This is a genomic window from Cloacibacterium sp., from assembly GCF_047601505.1.
In the GTDB taxonomy this organism is placed as follows: domain Bacteria; phylum Bacteroidota; class Bacteroidia; order Flavobacteriales; family Weeksellaceae; genus Cloacibacterium.
On record NZ_JASGJD010000001.1, the window covers coordinates 2,842,086 to 2,861,165 of the forward strand.

Genomic DNA, 19,080 nt, shown 5'->3' on the forward strand with positions numbered 1-19,080 from the left:
CTTTTAACATTTTTTCAATTAATTGAAAACCAATTGTTAATAGATTGTAAAACTTAAATTTATCAACAAGAAAATCAACACGTTAAGCATATTAACAGGTTTTAACTTTCTCATAATAATGATTACCGTTATTTTATAGTGATTTTTATAGCTTAGGATTATCATAAATAAAAAAGAACAGGTGCTTTTTATGTGGTAGCTTCGTGAACTTCGTTCGCAGACTTTCTGTCCGCGCTCAGCCACCAACAGCTCCGCTCATTCCAAACAGTTGTGAATTGCTTTCATTTTTCAGTATCTTTGGGATACACAACAACTGCATCACGAGGTAAACCGCCTTTAGCTTTGTTGTGAATTGCTTTCATTTTTCAGTATCTTTGGGATACACAACAACTACCCATCTAAATCTCCATTACATGATTTCGTTGTGAATTGCTTTCATTTTTCAGTATCTTTGGGATACACAACAACAAAATAATATCTAATCCGCCATTGGAGGCAGTTGTGAATTGCTTTCATTTTTCAGTATCTTTGGGATACACAACAACTAAGTCAATTAAAATGTGATTACCTACGCTGTTGTGAATTGCTTTCATTTTTCAGTATCTTTGGGATACACAACAACCGAATGTTCATGTAGATTTTGTTTCTAATTGTTGTGAATTGCTTTCATTTTTCAGTATCTTTGGGATACACAACAACTAAATCAATTAAATGCGTCTCACTACTACCGTTGTGAATTGCTTTCATTTTTCAGTATCTTTGGGATACACAACAACGTAGCTCAAAGTAATGGTCAATAGCTGGCAGTTGTGAATTGCTTTCATTTTTCAGTATCTTTGGGATACACAACAACCTAAAAACAAAACAACAACAACTTAACAATGTTGTGAATTGCTTTCATTTTTCAGTATCTTTGGGATACACAACAACTTATCGGGCAAACTTATTAAAGAAGATTGGGTTGTGAATTGCTTTCATTTTTCAGTATCTTTGGGATACACAACAACTCTCAATCTTTGCTATCTATGTATTTGAGCGTTGTGAATTGCTTTCATTTTTCAGTATCTTTGGGATACACAACAACTACTGCTGGCAGATTAGGCGCTGCGCTTAAGTTGTGAATTGCTTTCATTTTTCAGTATCTTTGGGATACACAACAACTAAAGCAAAGTTTTTCGCTCAATATTGGGGTTGTGAATTGCTTTCATTTTTCAGTATCTTTGGGATACACAACAACAATTGTTAAAAAATTAAACCCTCTAAAACTGTTGTGAATTGCTTTCATTTTTCAGTATCTTTGGGATACACAACAACAACCCAACACATAGTTATATCAGAAGGTAAGTTGTGAATTGCTTTCATTTTTCAGTATCTTTGGGATACACAACAACGAACTTTCAAACAAAGAACTGCTAAAGCTTGTTGTGAATTGCTTTCATTTTTCAGTATCTTTGGGATACACAACAACGACGCTGCCGATTCTTTCATTGTTCAAGGCGTTGTGAATTGCTTTCATTTTTCAGTATCTTTGGGATACACAACAACATACAGTTTATGACGCCTAGAGAGTTTGTTGTTGTGAATTGCTTTCATTTTTCAGTATCTTTGGGATACACAACAACTTATTGTTTCGGCAAATATTCGCAATTCTTGTTGTGAATTGCTTTCATTTTTCAGTATCTTTGGGATACACAACAACGTCTCCCATTTTTCATACTTCAAATATACAGTTGTGAATTGCTTTCATTTTTCAGTATCTTTGGGATACACAACAACGATATTGATTGTGTTGTTTCTATTGATTGTGTTGTGAATTGCTTTCATTTTTCAGTATCTTTGGGATACACAACAACTATAGAAAATAATCTACAGAGGAGCTTGGTGTTGTGAATTGCTTTCATTTTTCAGTATCTTTGGGATACACAACAACATTTGAATTTAACGAATCAGAATATTATACGTTGTGAATTGCTTTCATTTTTCAGTATCTTTGGGATACACAACAACATAGTTAAATTATGTTTTGATAGTGATACCGTTGTGAATTGCTTTCATTTTTCAGTATCTTTGGGATACACAACAACGAACAATAAATACATTAATAAAAAACAATGGTTGTGAATTGCTTTCATTTTTCAGTATCTTTGGGATACACAACAACTTTAGAAAAACAATTTAAAGATAATTAACAGTTGTGAATTGCTTTCATTTTTCAGTATCTTTGGGATACACAACAACACATTCTATCTCCCATTCAGTTGCTAACTTGTTGTGAATTGCTTTCATTTTTCAGTATCTTTGGGATACACAACAACGCCGAGCAATTTTCGCTTCGTTTGGACTTGGTTGTGAATTGCTTTCATTTTTCAGTATCTTTGGGATACACAACAACACTAGATATTTTTTATAATGCTTTACAACAGTTGTGAATTGCTTTCATTTTTCAGTATCTTTGGGATACACAACAACTTTACAGTAAAATTAAACTTGGTATCTTGGGTTGTGAATTGCTTTCATTTTTCAGTATCTTTGGGATACACAACAACTTGGTATTGTTTTAGATGAAAGTTCTATTTGTTGTGAATTGCTTTCATTTTTCAGTATCTTTGGGATACACAACAACTTGTCTATTGGATTAATTCAATGAAAAACAGTTGTGAATTGCTTTCATTTTTCAGTATCTTTGGGATACACAACAACGGTTTATATACGCTCTTTTCTTGGAATAGTGTTGTGAATTGCTTTCATTTTTCAGTATCTTTGGGATACACAACAACCTCCTGATGCCAATGCCGATGAGCTTATCAGTTGTGAATTGCTTTCATTTTTCAGTATCTTTGGGATACACAACAACTATTAAATTAAATTACTATATTTGAATATTGTTGTGAATTGCTTTCATTTTTCAGTATCTTTGGGATACACAACAACAAAAAAAAGAGACTATTAGAGATAAAATGTGTTGTGAATTGCTTTCATTTTTCAGTATCTTTGGGATACACAACAACTTGCGACCGTATCGGCGACACGGGCGTTTCGTTGTGAATTGCTTTCATTTTTCAGTATCTTTGGGATACACAACAACATGGCTTCATAGACATCTACGAACAAATGTGTTGTGAATTGCTTTCATTTTTCAGTATCTTTGGGATACACAACAACACGTTTTTGGTGATACTTATTTTCCAAGTGGTTGTGAATTGCTTTCATTTTTCAGTATCTTTGGGATACACAACAACGTAAGGATGGCACTCCCGTACCACATGTTTGTTGTGAATTGCTTTCATTTTTCAGTATCTTTGGGATACACAACAACTAGATTTAAGTTGGTTTGGTTTTCCAGCTAGTTGTGAATTGCTTTCATTTTTCAGTATCTTTGGGATACACAACAACATTCAAGAACATGAAGACACGTTTATTACCGTTGTGAATTGCTTTCATTTTTCAGTATCTTTGGGATACACAACAACATTCAAGAACATGAAGACACGTTTATTACCGTTGTGAATTGCTTTCATTTTTCAGTATCTTTGGGATACACAACAACTAGATTTAAGTTGGTTTGGTTTTCCAGCTAGTTGTGAATTGCTTTCATTTTTCAGTATCTTTGGGATACACAACAACAATATTTTTATATTGTATGCAGCATTATTTGTTGTGAATTGCTTTCATTTTTCAGTATCTTTGGGATACACAACAACATTTATAGAACACACCCCGTATAAATTATTGTTGTGAATTGCTTTCATTTTTCAGTATCTTTGGGATACACAACAACAATATTTTTATATTGTATGCAGCATTATTTGTTGTGAATTGCTTTCATTTTTCAGTATCTTTGGGATACACAACAACGCATTCAAGAACATGAAGACACGTTTATTAGTTGTGAATTGCTTTCATTTTTCAGTATCTTTGGGATACACAACAACTTGCGGTTGCCACTGTAATCTCACTATTCAGTTGTGAATTGCTTTCATTTTTCAGTATCTTTGGGATACACAACAACTTAATTCTGGTTATAGAACGCCAGCACATAGTTGTGAATTGCTTTCATTTTTCAGTATCTTTGGGATACACAACAACACGTTTTTGGTGATACTTATTTTCCAAGTGGTTGTGAATTGCTTTCATTTTTCAGTATCTTTGGGATACACAACAACTAGCGGTAGATTGTCCCGTTGAAGGATTGAGTTGTGAATTGCTTTCATTTTTCAGTATCTTTGGGATACACAACAACTTTTCTTTTTTTTTTGTATCGCTCCATTACGTTGTGAATTGCTTTCATTTTTCAGTATCTTTGGGATACACAACAACGATTGCGGTTGCCACCTTAATATCATTATTGTTGTGAATTGCTTTCATTTTTCAGTATCTTTGGGATACACAACAACGTAAAGATGGCACTCCCGTGCCTCTTGTTTGTTGTGAATTGCTTTCATTTTTCAGTATCTTTGGGATACACAACAACTCTAGTAATATAGTCTATAGAACCCACCAGGTTGTGAATTGCTTTCATTTTTCAGTATCTTTGGGATACACAACAACAATTGTTAAAAAATTAAACCCTCTAAAACTGTTGTGAATTGCTTTCATTTTTCAGTATCTTTGGGATACACAACAACAACCCAACACATAGTTATATCAGAAGGTAAGTTGTGAATTGCTTTCATTTTTCAGTATCTTTGGGATACACAACAACGAACTTTCAAACAAAGAACTGCTAAAGCTTGTTGTGAATTGCTTTCATTTTTCAGTATCTTTGGGATACACAACAACGACGCTGCCGATTCTTTCATTGTTCAAGGCGTTGTGAATTGCTTTCATTTTTCAGTATCTTTGGGATACACAACAACATACAGTTTATGACGCCTAGAGAGTTTGTTGTTGTGAATTGCTTTCATTTTTCAGTATCTTTGGGATACACAACAACTTATTGTTTCGGCAAATATTCGCAATTCTTGTTGTGAATTGCTTTCATTTTTCAGTATCTTTGGGATACACAACAACGTCTCCCATTTTTCATACTTCAAATATACAGTTGTGAATTGCTTTCATTTTTCAGTATCTTTGGGATACACAACAACGATATTGATTGTGTTGTTTCTATTGATTGTGTTGTGAATTGCTTTCATTTTTCAGTATCTTTGGGATACACAACAACTATAGAAAATAATCTACAGAGGAGCTTGGTGTTGTGAATTGCTTTCATTTTTCAGTATCTTTGGGATACACAACAACATTTGAATTTAACGAATCAGAATATTATACGTTGTGAATTGCTTTCATTTTTCAGTATCTTTGGGATACACAACAACATAGTTAAATTATGTTTTGATAGTGATACCGTTGTGAATTGCTTTCATTTTTCAGTATCTTTGGGATACACAACAACGAACAATAAATACATTAATAAAAAACAATGGTTGTGAATTGCTTTCATTTTTCAGTATCTTTGGGATACACAACAACTTTAGAAAAACAATTTAAAGATAATTAACAGTTGTGAATTGCTTTCATTTTTCAGTATCTTTGGGATACACAACAACACATTCTATCTCCCATTCAGTTGCTAACTTGTTGTGAATTGCTTTCATTTTTCAGTATCTTTGGGATACACAACAACTTTACAGTAAAATTAAACTTGGTATCTTGGGTTGTGAATTGCTTTCATTTTTCAGTATCTTTGGGATACACAACAACTTGGTATTGTTTTAGATGAAAGTTCTATTTGTTGTGAATTGCTTTCATTTTTCAGTATCTTTGGGATACACAACAACTTGTCTATTGGATTAATTCAATGAAAAACAGTTGTGAATTGCTTTCATTTTTCAGTATCTTTGGGATACACAACAACGGTTTATATACGCTCTTTTCTTGGAATAGTGTTGTGAATTGCTTTCATTTTTCAGTATCTTTGGGATACACAACAACCTCCTGATGCCAATGCCGATGAGCTTATCAGTTGTGAATTGCTTTCATTTTTCAGTATCTTTGGGATACACAACAACTATTAAATTAAATTACTATATTTGAATATTGTTGTGAATTGCTTTCATTTTTCAGTATCTTTGGGATACACAACAACAAAAAAAAGAGACTATTAGAGATAAAATGTGTTGTGAATTGCTTTCATTTTTCAGTATCTTTGGGATACACAACAACTTGCGACCGTATCGGCGACACGGGCGTTTCGTTGTGAATTGCTTTCATTTTTCAGTATCTTTGGGATACACAACAACATGGCTTCATAGACATCTACGAACAAATGTGTTGTGAATTGCTTTCATTTTTCAGTATCTTTGGGATACACAACAACACGTTTTTGGTGATACTTATTTTCCAAGTGGTTGTGAATTGCTTTCATTTTTCAGTATCTTTGGGATACACAACAACGTAAGGATGGCACTCCCGTACCACATGTTTGTTGTGAATTGCTTTCATTTTTCAGTATCTTTGGGATACACAACAACTAGATTTAAGTTGGTTTGGTTTTCCAGCTAGTTGTGAATTGCTTTCATTTTTCAGTATCTTTGGGATACACAACAACATTCAAGAACATGAAGACACGTTTATTACCGTTGTGAATTGCTTTCATTTTTCAGTATCTTTGGGATACACAACAACATTCAAGAACATGAAGACACGTTTATTACCGTTGTGAATTGCTTTCATTTTTCAGTATCTTTGGGATACACAACAACTAGATTTAAGTTGGTTTGGTTTTCCAGCTAGTTGTGAATTGCTTTCATTTTTCAGTATCTTTGGGATACACAACAACAATATTTTTATATTGTATGCAGCATTATTTGTTGTGAATTGCTTTCATTTTTCAGTATCTTTGGGATACACAACAACATTTATAGAACACACCCCGTATAAATTATTGTTGTGAATTGCTTTCATTTTTCAGTATCTTTGGGATACACAACAACAATATTTTTATATTGTATGCAGCATTATTTGTTGTGAATTGCTTTCATTTTTCAGTATCTTTGGGATACACAACAACGCATTCAAGAACATGAAGACACGTTTATTAGTTGTGAATTGCTTTCATTTTTCAGTATCTTTGGGATACACAACAACTTGCGGTTGCCACTGTAATCTCACTATTCAGTTGTGAATTGCTTTCATTTTTCAGTATCTTTGGGATACACAACAACTTCCGCCAAACATCCTTACTCTGGCTAGTGGTTGTGAATTGCTTTCATTTTTCAGTATCTTTGGGATACACAACAACTTAATTCTGGTTATAGAACGCCAGCACATAGTTGTGAATTGCTTTCATTTTTCAGTATCTTTGGGATACACAACAACACGTTTTTGGTGATACTTATTTTCCAAGTGGTTGTGAATTGCTTTCATTTTTCAGTATCTTTGGGATACACAACAACTAGCGGTAGATTGTCCCGTTGAAGGATTGAGTTGTGAATTGCTTTCATTTTTCAGTATCTTTGGGATACACAACAACTTTTCTTTTTTTTTTGTATCGCTCCATTACGTTGTGAATTGCTTTCATTTTTCAGTATCTTTGGGATACACAACAACGTAAAGATGGCACTCCCGTGCCTCTTGTTTGTTGTGAATTGCTTTCATTTTTCAGTATCTTTGGGATACACAACAACGATTGCGGTTGCCACCTTAATATCATTATTGTTGTGAATTGCTTTCATTTTTCAGTATCTTTGGGATACACAACAACGATTGCGGTTGCCACCTTAATATCATTATTGTTGTGAATTGCTTTCATTTTTCAGTATCTTTGGGATACACAACAACACGTTGCTAAGTTTGGTGCCGTAGCAGTTGGTTGTGAATTGCTTTCATTTTTCAGTATCTTTGGGATACACAACAACATTCATTATCACATAATAACAGATAGTTTTGTTGTGAATTGCTTTCATTTTTCAGTATCTTTGGGATACACAACAACTGCGCAAGTTTTCTAAAGCTCCTATCCATGGTTGTGAATTGCTTTCATTTTTCAGTATCTTTGGGATACACAACAACTAAAATAAAACCCACCACGTAAAAATTATTGTTGTGAATTGCTTTCATTTTTCAGTATCTTTGGGATACACAACAACTAAAAAAATCTTGCGGTATATGCAAAATGCGTTGTGAATTGCTTTCATTTTTCAGTATCTTTGGGATACACAACAACGATATTAGAGGGCATTTGGAACTGTTTTAAGTTGTGAATTGCTTTCATTTTTCAGTATCTTTGGGATACACAACAACATTGTAAATTAAGTATATAGAACCCCCACCGTTGTGAATTGCTTTCATTTTTCAGTATCTTTGGGATACACAACAACATAACGGAATATTTCCAATAAGGTACATCAGTTGTGAATTGCTTTCATTTTTCAGTATCTTTGGGATACACAACAACACCATATTACCACCCTATAAGAGCGGAATGGTTGTGAATTGCTTTCATTTTTCAGTATCTTTGGGATACACAACAACCTTTCTCAGCGCGTTTCTTCCGCTTCGCTCGTTGTGAATTGCTTTCATTTTTCAGTATCTTTGGGATACACAACAACTTTGGTACAATTATTCTTTTCAAGTCTTAAGTTGTGAATTGCTTTCATTTTTCAGTATCTTTGGGATACACAACAACTTACTGTTTTCACAGTAATTTGTTAATTGTGTTGTGAATTGCTTTCATTTTTCAGTATCTTTGGGATACACAACAACAATGCTCCTCAACAACGCTTCAAAGTCGTGGTTGTGAATTGCTTTCATTTTTCAGTATCTTTGGGATACACAACAACGTGGATGGCTCATGGGTGGTGCAATGCCAAGTTGTGAATTGCTTTCATTTTTCAGTATCTTTGGGATACACAACAACCTCAAAATTTAACCCTCTGTTTTTCAGAGGGTTTATTGTTATTTTAGAATTTACTTTTCTATTCATTTCTTAACTTGCATATTACTTTTAATGAGATTTTTATTTTCTATCGAAAAGACTGCTTCATACCTCGCAGTGACGGGTTGCTAAAAAAGTTCAAGCTGTTGAAAGGTTGGTGGTGGTTCTTCTTTATTTCGAGCGAAAAAGATTTCAATATCACCAAATTGTTTATCTGTTATGCACATAATGGCAACTTTTCCTGCTTTGGGCAGCATCATTTTTACTCTTCTAATGTGTACCTCTGCGTTCTCTCTACTTGGGCAATGCCGTACATACATAGAGAACTGAAAAAGCGTAAACCCATCATCAATAAGCCCTTTACGGAATTTATTAGCATCCCGCATATTAGTTTTGGTCTCCGTTGGAAGGTCGTATAATACTAAAACCCACATAATTCGGTAGGCATTAAACCTTTCGGCGTTCATATTTTTATTTGTAAAATGTACAACGTAAAAAATAAAATGTATTTCTTCTGACTATACTAATTCAGGATAAGAAATCAATCTTTTTTCACCCGTATAACATTTGTACAGAGAAGAAGTTGTTGTTTTTATCGCCACCATTAGAGGTCTTGTTTTTTCGTCAATTCTTACATCTTTGGTAGCAATTTGCAAAACATGAGCTTTAAACTCTTTAGTCAGCTCTTCAGAATCAGGATGCAGAATTAACCAATCCATCACCAATTGATCTACAAACGGACGATAAGGTTCCATCAAATCATCAGCAAGGCAATAAGGATTGTATTTGTTTTTATGAAAAATTCCTAGCACTGGCAACAATCCTGTTTCCACAATAGCTCTTGCTACAATACTCCTTAAGACAGCATATCCAAAATTAAAAAATTGATTGGGCGAATCTCCAAACCTTTGTCTCAGAAAATCAAGACTGATGAGATATTTCCAATAATGCTGCGCCGCAATGCCTTCCATATTGGTAATATCTCCACTTTTTACATTTTTTTGATAATCAATCATCGGTTCGTAATAATTGCCTAACCTCAACAATACTTCTTTTTGATTTTCAATCTTGCATTCTACAGTCTGTTTCCACAATTGTTTTTTTAGAGGCTCGCTGGCTTCCAATTGATCTTTTACCCTATCCGAATGCTCTGTATGACCATACAAAGGCAACATAATACCATGTGGAAGATGATGTGCATCACAACTTACCACCACTACATTGTTTCCCATCATCTTTTGAATGAGTTGATGAGAAAGGGTAATCTGAAAATGATCCAACATCAACAATCCTAAATCTTCTACAGGAATACTTCCTTTTTCTGCCTTGGTCTCGGGGCAAAGTATTTTCATCTGCTCATCTTTAAGTTTGAGATAAGCAGGATTGCCAATGTAGATGGAGCGGGTGATCATAAGAACTTCATGCTTTTGAAATGTTACCTAGACGGTCAATTTTCAGCCTAACAAAAGTATCTTTTATTGACCTCTTTTCATAGGAAGCTGTTTTAGAATCAAAAGATCCTGATAGTTTTTGTTTTTTTTCGTTCCAACTTAAATCCATTTCCTTTGGAAATATATGTTTAGCAAAAGAATTTTGGCTGAAGTATGCTGTTACTCCCGAAAAATCATTTGTATTGAACAATCTTTTAATCTGATTAGTATTTAAATTATTAAAATCTATTACCAATGAATTTTCAATTTCATCAATAGTTGGTATATATATTAAATCAAGAGGTGTTAAAGTTTCTTTTAATACAAAACCGTCAGAGTTTCTTTCCGGCACTGCAGATAATCCTTGTTTTAATCTTTCAATCACAATGTCTAATTGAATAGTTTCATACACCTTCTTTTTATTTTCATCTTCATAAATAGCAAAGTATAAATTTGGAGCTCCTTGTACATACTTTTTAACTCGATTTCCTTTCTGACCTAAAACAAATCTACCTTTTCCTTTCTCATAAATTCTAACTTTACTTATTGGATGATGATATTTTCCATCATTATATTGATTGATATTATTATTTAAATCATCTATCCCCTCTGGAGAAAATGCAACTTCTGAATTATTATCCTTAGATTCAAGATACTTAAAAAGAATTTTTTGAATTCCAGTATCCGTTATCTTACCAATTTTTTCAGATGTAAAACTTGTATCCAAAAACTTTCTCGTTGCTGTCGTTATTTCATTTTTCCCAAGTTTAACCCAAGGTAAATCAACTTTTCCAGAAACTGTTTCTTCGTGCAGAGACTTTCTTATCGCCCAATTTATGCCTGTTTGCGCTACTCTTTCTTTAGTTTTCGCACCATCCTTTTCAACATATTTCTCAAAGTAATTTGTAGCCTTATTAATAACACGTAAGTTCTGTTTAAAGCTAACCACAATATTTTCTAAACTATTTTTAGCATCAACTGTAAAGTTTGCCCATGGTTTATTGAAACTCCATTTATAGTTTTCTTTCGAGTCATCATTATATTTTTTATAGCATAAATTAGCTCTTAAATCATATCTAAGTGTTTGTTTTTCATCTTTTGACTTGCCTTTTCTTAAAGCATATTCATTATTCATATAGTTAACATGCTCTTTTGTCGCACAGGCAATCACCAAAGCATCCATAGCGTGGTGGCGATGGTCTATTCTTTTCTTAGAAAAACCTTTAGATAATTCGATTGGAACAGTTGGTAAAAACTTTTGATGATTTTCATTCCAAGCGGTGAAATCTGTTGAGTTTGTTAATTGATTCATTCTCTCAAAACGAGGCAGAATCAAATCATTCCAAACATCATTCAAGCCCCAATCTTGCTTCAAAACAGTAGTAATCTTGCCATTTCCTGGTACAATATTTTTAGAATTTACCCCCTCATCTGTACCGTCTTCAACACGCACAATATTAGAAAGCACTCCAGAGATATACTTACTGATATATCTAGTATCATTCATCTGGCGCTCAATCATTTTCTCAGGTATTTCTTCTAACAGCAATTTTGCCTTTTTACTTCTGTTTTTAGCATAATGCTTTTTTACAAACTCTTCATATTCATCAGCTTCAAAGATTTTAACTGTTTTTCCAAAACCACAATCTACAATCGTTCCGTGGAACTGCTTGACAAACGCCAATCCTATATAATTGTCTTTTAATTTATTGACAGCGGATTCGCAAATAATCTTATTACTAAAACTATCATCAAAATATCGGCTTTGTGGAATAATATGCTCTATTTCATATTCTGGAGTAAACAATTTATTTAAAGGAATAATTTGTCCTGTATAAGGCGATTTGTAGCCTTGCTCCAACCAAAGTTTGTATCTTTTCAAGTCTGTAGAACTCGGCTGAGCCGTTTTACTGATTTTCAGAATATCATCATTAATTTCAATGTCAGAATTTAACACTCCATCTTCATAGATTTTCAAAATCTCCTGTTGCATTGGTGAGTAGGGGCGCACATTTTCAACATTAGCATCATTCATCATTTCGGCTAATAAAGCTTTGATACGCAGATTGGTATTTTCGTTATCTGTAACTTGATTGGTAATTTTTTTACGGTCTTCTGCAGTATTTTTCATTTCTCTACCCAACTCAATATGAATTTCACTAAAGAAATCTTTTGCCCCTTTCCCGTATTGCACCCAAATATCTTTTACCACACGCAAGGTTTCCGTGATAACTTGCTCTACAATCGGGTTGCGTAGCGAATGTTGTTTAAACTCTTTCAAAAACAATTCTAAATCATCTGCCGAATTCCATTTACCAATGATCGAAGCTTCAGAATGTCTTCCATAGACAATATATTGAGCCAACCACAATTGCAAACCTTGAAAATGACTTTCAGTCGTCAGATTAATTGCTTTTTCTCTTACCTTATCTTTGATGTTTTCATCATATTCTCCGGTAATGATTTTATCAACCCTTGCTTTTGAATGTTCATCAATATTGTCATAGCTCCAATATTTTCCTACTCGCATCAAAGGCAAAAGTTTCTTAATCGCTTTCTCCGAAAAAGAACCATATTCATTTTTAAATGGTGGAAATTTTTTGAAAGCTTCGAAGAAAGAGATTTCATCCAAATTATTTTTTCTAGCAAATGACTTTAAAGCTTTTTCGTATTCAATTTTATCATTGACCGAATAGATGATATGCCAAATCTGCTGCTCTATTTCTCTTGTAAAAAAATCATCTGCAATATTATCTACTTTACTTAGCCTTGTAGAAATCATTGTTTTGGTTTCGTTACAAGGATATTTTTTGTCCTCTACAAAGTTCCATCTATACTTTTCTATCTCAGCCGTTAATAATTTTCCTTTAAAGTCTTTTTGTTCTAAAAGGAATTTCAGCAATGCCTTTTGTTCAATTTCTTTTCGCTCATCTAAAAACTTAAATAGATTTTCTAAATCCTCATAAGAATTAAGAAACTCTTTTGTAACGTTAGAATCATCATCTTTTCTGTAAATATTAAGATTATATATCCATTGCCAGATACGAAATTCTTGATAATATGGATTTGACTTCGGAATCGCTTTTAGATATTGTGTATGTTCAACTCCATCTTTATCTACATATTTTTTAAACTCCAATGTACAATTGGAGATAGACGATTTTTGACTTCTCAAAGGTCTTTGGTAAAAGATAATATCTTCCAGAAACAGATGTACAAAATCCTTTTTGCTTAATGTCAGTTGATGAGCTTCGTTATTTTTATACAATTCACGCACACAATCATTGTACAAATCATCGCTTTGTAACTCAGAATGAAATGCTGCCTGCTTCTCCAAAATTTGTTTCAGCTCTGCTTTATAGAATTTTCTTTCAATCGTTCTTACTAATTTACCTTTGATTTTCTGTTTAGGATTCTGTAGCAAAGTATCGTAAATATAAGTTCCTACGGTTTTATGAGAATTATCGATTTCTTGTTCTGTTTTCTTTTTTACAAGAGTCCAATCTGTTTCAGCAGGTGCACGGAAACTTCTTTTTTCACTTCCGTCTTTGTCTTTTTTTATACTACCATCATCATTCAAATCTGTGGTTACAATAAAATCTCTGGTTTTATCTTTCCAATCAAACAAAGGCGTTTTGCTTGCTCTGCGATAAATCCATCCGTTTTCTAAAGTAAGAGAATACCAAATGTCAGATTTCCCTCTTTGTGGTTCATCTGCTGTAACCTCTACAATTCTCAAAGAGTAGAATTCAACTAATTTATTAGGGTTTTCTTCCTCCTCTTCGCCTCGCAGCTGATAATACCCACGCTTCTGATTAAAATTTAAAATAAGCCAAGCCAACTCCTCTTTTTCTATTTTTTGAGATAGAGCTTTTTTACGCAGATAATAAATTGTCCAATCATAAGGAACTAATTTATCTTCGTCTTTTTCATTTTTTAAAATTTGAGGTTGATATGTTTTAAAGTCAGAAAGCATCTCTTCAAAAGAGTTTTTAAAGACAAAACCATCAGTATTATAAGCTATTTTAGGTTCATTGTCAGATTTGAATTTCCCAAAACGTTTATCAAAATCAATCTCATTGGCAAAGTGTTCTGGTAAAAACTTAATAATATTTAAAACTCTATGTAATCGCTCACGACGTAGCAAATATCTTTCTCGAAGGCGACGAACACCTCTGTATTTTGTTCTATCTGCTGTTTTTGAAATTGATGCTCCTTCAGCAAATTTGCCTTTCTCTCCTTCATCCATCGGGATAATTCTGCTTCCCATTCCGAGAATCTTTCCTTCCTTGCTTGCAAAGTCTTGATTAATCAACGCCCATCCTATAGAATTTGTTCCGAGATCTAGTCCTAAAATTGTTTTCATAAATACCAGTTTTTAAATAATTTATAAATTTAAAAAGAATATTTTTAAGAAAAATACGGAAAACCGTAAACGTATTATTTTTTTTATTTCTACCTTTGAAATCGAAAGCAATTCACAATAAGGATTATTCCGTTGTGAAAACATTTGGGTCGCCTCTTGTCCATAATCAGGAGGTTTTTTTATGTCCAAATGTTTCACGAGTTCCTTTTAAAAAAAATATAAAAAACATACGAGCTAAAACATTCAAGGTGGGGCAACTCGCCTTTTTTTTATACCTATACATCCTGTTGAACGTTTTACAAGCTCTTTAAAAAAATAAATACAAACCACTTGAATTTAAGAATTTGGTTTGCCTCTTGTCCATAATTAAGAGTATTTTGCATGTTCTGTTATTTCACAATATCCATTAAAAACAGACACGGTGGTTTCGGCTCCGCTCAACCACCGTTTTAATGCTATATCTAAACAAAACTTTAACTTCGGTAACTGAGAACAGATGCGGTGACTGAAAACAAACAGGTGGTTTCGGCTCCACTCAACCACCGTTTTAATACTGTATCTAAACAAAACTTTAACTTCGGTAACTGAAAACAGACACGGCGACTGAAAACAGATGCGGTGGCTGAGAACAGACACGGTGGTTGAGCGGAGCCGAAACCACCGCTACTCCTAAAATAAAAATCCACTCTTTCGAGTGGACCTTTTTAGAGAAGTGCAATTGCCCCCAGATAGACACTGTTACAGGCTTGGGTTTGCAATTCGTTGTTGAGATAAGCATACACCTGCGTCTCCATCCCTGCATAGGCACTAGGCAAGGTAACGCTTACGGTGGCTTCACTTCTTGCTGCTATTTCTTCGAACATTTCAAAAGTCCCTGTTTCCTCAAAATAGCATACTACACTCACTTTGTCGGTAGCCAAAGCATTGCCTTGTATGGCGTTATTCTGCCATGTAAATTTCAGTTTAGCACCTGCCTCAGCTACTGCTTCCAGCACCTGAAAACCCGTCAAGTCGCCTTTGGTAATCAGCACTTTATTATACACCACCACAGGAAGGTCATCTTCTATCTCTACCGCATTATTGATGAAATAAGAAGTAGCCAAATTCACTCTAGACTTTACGCCAACATCAGCTCCAAAAAACCGACTTTGAATATTGCGCAACGGAGTTAAAAAAGCAATTGCTGTTTTAAACTTCAATTGCTGCACCACTTGTTTATCAGTCTTCGGTCTGGAAGACGATTTGGGTGTACTGCGGATAATGTCTTTACCACGCCAATTGGCACCTACTACAGGGCCTACTTTTCCCGAAAATCCACCTAGGATTCCTTTTTTAATTTCTGCCATACTATATTTTTTTTTTAGAATGATTACCCAAAGATATAACACAACTGAATACCAAACACTTACCCTGCGTTATTTGACCAGTTTTGACCAGATTTGTCCACCTTTGACTACGCTTGTCCACTTTTGTCCATGTTTGTCCATGTTTGTCCAGATTTGACCACCTTATTTCGACTTTTCTTCGGATGTTGTTCGATAATCCTTCGGGTGCTCTTCGGATAAAAGGGTGCTTTTCCGAAGAAGACCAAAAGAAAAGTGGGAGGATGAGCGAATGGAGAATGATGAATGAGTGAATGGTGAATGAGTGAATGGTGAATAGGTGAAATGTGAATGTTGAATGGTGAATGGTGAATGAGTGAATGAGTGAATGGTGAATAGGTGAAATGTGAATGGAGATATTGGTAACTAGGCGGTACGCTTAGAAACACAGTGAAATTACCGATGGGTAACATCGGGATTTATAAAGACCTTTACTCCAATTATTACTGGTAAAGGAAACTTCGGTCTGCTAAATTTTGAAAAAACTTAATGGGATACAGATACTTATTTCCGAATTTTACAAAAGGAACTTGTCCTGAAAGACGCAAACGCTGTAAGGTTTTATCACTAATATGAAAAAGTCTTTTCATATCTGCATTATCATAAAAAAGAGGTTCAGTTTGCTTTTTGGTTGGTTTTCGTGATTGAGACATATTTAGAAACTTTTAATTATCAATAATTCAATATGGTTTTACGGTTTATAGTTATAAAAATCCGATAATCAGTTCATTGGCTTCATTAGTCATTAGTTATTGTTACAATTATAAAAAAATAATTTTGAAAAAACAAATATCCTTTTCTTTAAACCTTATAAAACCATAAAAAGCCCTATTAATGAGGTTTTATAAAGAAATGAAACAAGCAAAAATCATACTTTTTACTCTTTTTATATAAATAATAAATCACCAAAAAATCAACATAAATGCTATTTTTATGTATTATCTTTAAATTAATTTTTCAAAAAAAAGTAAATATTATTGAATGGAAGAATAAAAAAAATAGACTATCTCACATTTGAGACAGTCTATCTTTATTTAATTAATTATTTCTAAAAGTTTATTTTGCAACTACAAGTTTGCTTACGTTATTATTTACTTTCACCAAGTAAACACCATTAGCAAAAGATGAAGTATTGATGGTAAGTACAGTATCTGCAGCCTTAGTTTTGAACAAAAGTTTACCGTTCATATCAATAATAGAAACTTCAGAACCTTTTGTAAGATTATTTAGGGTAACAAAATCTTTAGCTGGATTAGGATAAAGGGCAAAAGAGTTTTGTTTTACATTAGTAGTAGAAAGCGTACTACTTAAGCCTGTAGTTTTGTAAATTCCACTATCTGAAAATTCATAATCAATATCAGATACATAAACATTACCAAAATTATCTACCGCTACTCCTGTTGGATTTCTGAATACATCTATATACGCCAATTCAACTCCACTCGAATTTAATTTTCTAAGATTTCCGTTTGGAATACCTCTATCTACCACAAATATATTCCCCGAAGAATCTACTGACAAACCAGAAATACCAGTAAATCTAGAACCATTTGATATAACTGTTAAATTACCTCCATTAGAATCCAACTTTAGAATTCTGTTAGTACCACTCTCCGCTAAATAAATATTTCCAGAAGGATCTAGAGCTATATCAAAGCCACCGATATTGCTTAAGGTAGTAATGTTTTCCCCATTAGGCCCCATTTTTTTTACTGTATTGTTATCTGTTAAATAGATATTACCTGATGAATCCAAAGCCATAGCACTAAGTGAAGTAAATCCACTTGCTAATGTCACTACATTCTTTCCTGTAGAATCCATTCTTTTAATACTTTGTTCATCTATTACATAAATATTTCCTGATGCATCTATTTCAATTCCTGAAGGAGAAACAAAATTTCCAAGACCTAAATAAACTTCATTTCTCCCATTAGAATTCATTTTCTTAATAACTCCATTTTCATCTATAGCATAAACCATTCCTAATTTATCAACTGCCACACATTGTGGGTAATTGGGGGAATAAGAATTAATCTTTGTTGTACTTTGTGCTTTCGTAGCAATAAATCCTAATAACAACATCATCATAAAAGCCAAAGGCTTCAAAAAGTTTAATTTTCTCATGTATTTAATTTTAAATTAATAATTTTCAGTATAGCACCGTTAAAACAATATTTTAGTTTTTTGTGCAAAAGTAGAACTTTCCCCATGAAAAAACCTTTATTTTCTAAGGTATTATTGCTAAAACCCCTTTATAAAAATGGTTTTCACTCATTATCAACTACATAGCGTCAAAGAAATATATAAACAATTTATTGTACGTTAGAGTATTAAAAAATTACACTTTTTCAATCATTACACTAAACAACTTGTAATGAAAAAGTTATACAACTTTCAATGTATTATTTTAGAATATATTAGAAAAACCGTAGTGCATTATCAAAATTAATTGAGATTATTCATTAAAAGTAAAAACCTGTATTATAAAAAGCTCAGTATTGTAAAAAATTTGTAAACTTCGTTCGCAGAAGTTCTGACGGTGTTCTGCCACCGTTTTAATTTTTGTATTCACTTCGGTGGCTTCGGCTCCGCTCAGCCACCGTATCTGTACTCAACCATTAGTACCGTTGAATCTAAATTAAATCAATGGCTTTGGTTTCGGTGATTTCGGTGACTGAGCGGAGTCGAAACCACCAAAACCAGAAAACTAAGTCTTATTTCTACAATGTGTTTCATTCATACATTCTGCGAGCCTTTTCAGTTCATCAGTCAAATTATCCATTAAAGCCTCTTTCTTTTTACGACTCCAGCCTTGCACTTGCTTTTCTCTATAGAAAGCTTCATCAATTCTATCAAATTCCTCAAAATAAATCAGCTTTACAGGCAGTCTCTTCTTTGTATGATTCGCGCCTTCACCATTACTGTGTTCCTGCAAACGAAGTTCCAGATTATTAGTACTTCCAGTGTAATAACTGCCATCATTACATTCCAAAATATACATCCAACCTTTCATAATATTTTTTC

Annotated in this window: 7 protein-coding genes and 1 CRISPR repeat array; all 7 genes read right to left on the reverse strand. The window is 33.4% G+C overall.

All coding sequences use genetic code 11. The features are described from left to right. The first annotated feature begins 267 nt into the window (after nt 1–267). Nucleotides 268–8,860: a CRISPR direct-repeat array (repeat unit 47 nt; unit sequence GTTGTGAATTGCTTTCATTTTTCAGTATCTTTGGGATACACAACAAC). A 146-nt stretch (nt 8,861–9,006) separates the two neighbouring features. The 7 genes from cas2 to QM746_RS12950 all read right to left on the reverse strand — a co-directional run bounded on the left by cas2 (nt 9,007) and on the right by QM746_RS12950 (nt 19,069). Next, entirely contained in the window at nt 9,007–9,345 is a 339-nt protein-coding gene (gene cas2 / locus QM746_RS12920; RefSeq protein WP_414984608.1) for a CRISPR-associated endonuclease Cas2, read from the reverse strand. 51 nt (nt 9,346–9,396) lie between these two features. Beyond that, nucleotides 9,397–10,290 (reverse strand): type II CRISPR-associated endonuclease Cas1, encoded by an 894-nt coding sequence (cas1, locus tag QM746_RS12925; protein WP_414984609.1) that lies wholly within the window; start codon nt 10,288–10,290, stop codon nt 9,397–9,399. A 7-nt stretch (nt 10,291–10,297) separates the two neighbouring features. After that, nucleotides 10,298–14,674, reverse strand: coding sequence for a type II CRISPR RNA-guided endonuclease Cas9 (cas9, locus tag QM746_RS12930; RefSeq protein ID WP_414984610.1), 4,377 nt, complete (start codon nt 14,672–14,674; stop codon nt 10,298–10,300). 704 nt (nt 14,675–15,378) lie between these two features. Beyond that, the gene (locus QM746_RS12935) at nt 15,379–16,062 is read right to left on the reverse strand and encodes a DUF6266 family protein (RefSeq protein ID WP_414984611.1); all 684 of its coding nucleotides are present in this window, start codon (nt 16,060–16,062) and stop codon (nt 15,379–15,381) included. 437 nt (nt 16,063–16,499) lie between these two features. Beyond that, on the reverse strand, nt 16,500–16,709 hold the full coding sequence (locus tag QM746_RS12940) for a helix-turn-helix domain-containing protein (protein WP_414984612.1): 210 nt from the start codon (nt 16,707–16,709) through the stop codon (nt 16,500–16,502). 403 nt (nt 16,710–17,112) lie between these two features. Then, nucleotides 17,113–18,180, reverse strand: a complete 1,068-nt coding sequence (locus QM746_RS12945; protein WP_414984613.1) for a T9SS type A sorting domain-containing protein — start codon at nt 18,178–18,180, stop codon at nt 17,113–17,115. 583 nt (nt 18,181–18,763) lie between these two features. After that, nucleotides 18,764–19,069 (reverse strand): GIY-YIG nuclease family protein, encoded by a 306-nt coding sequence (locus QM746_RS12950; RefSeq protein WP_414984614.1) that lies wholly within the window; start codon nt 19,067–19,069, stop codon nt 18,764–18,766. Between the last annotated feature and the right edge of the window lie 11 nt (nt 19,070–19,080).

Excerpts from the sequence above, each read along its gene's own strand:
- QM746_RS12950 (WP_414984614.1), bottom strand. The coding sequence starts at position 19,069 with ATGAAAGGTTGGATGTATATTTTGGAATGTAATGATGGCAGTTATTAC.
- cas2 (WP_414984608.1), bottom strand. The coding sequence starts at position 9,345 with ATGAACGCCGAAAGGTTTAATGCCTACCGAATTATGTGGGTTTTAGTA.
- QM746_RS12945 (WP_414984613.1), bottom strand. The coding sequence starts at position 18,180 with ATGAGAAAATTAAACTTTTTGAAGCCTTTGGCTTTTATGATGATGTTG.
- cas9 (WP_414984610.1), bottom strand. The coding sequence starts at position 14,674 with ATGAAAACAATTTTAGGACTAGATCTCGGAACAAATTCTATAGGATGG.
- cas1 (WP_414984609.1), bottom strand. The coding sequence starts at position 10,290 with ATGATCACCCGCTCCATCTACATTGGCAATCCTGCTTATCTCAAACTT.
- QM746_RS12940 (WP_414984612.1), bottom strand. The coding sequence starts at position 16,709 with ATGTCTCAATCACGAAAACCAACCAAAAAGCAAACTGAACCTCTTTTT.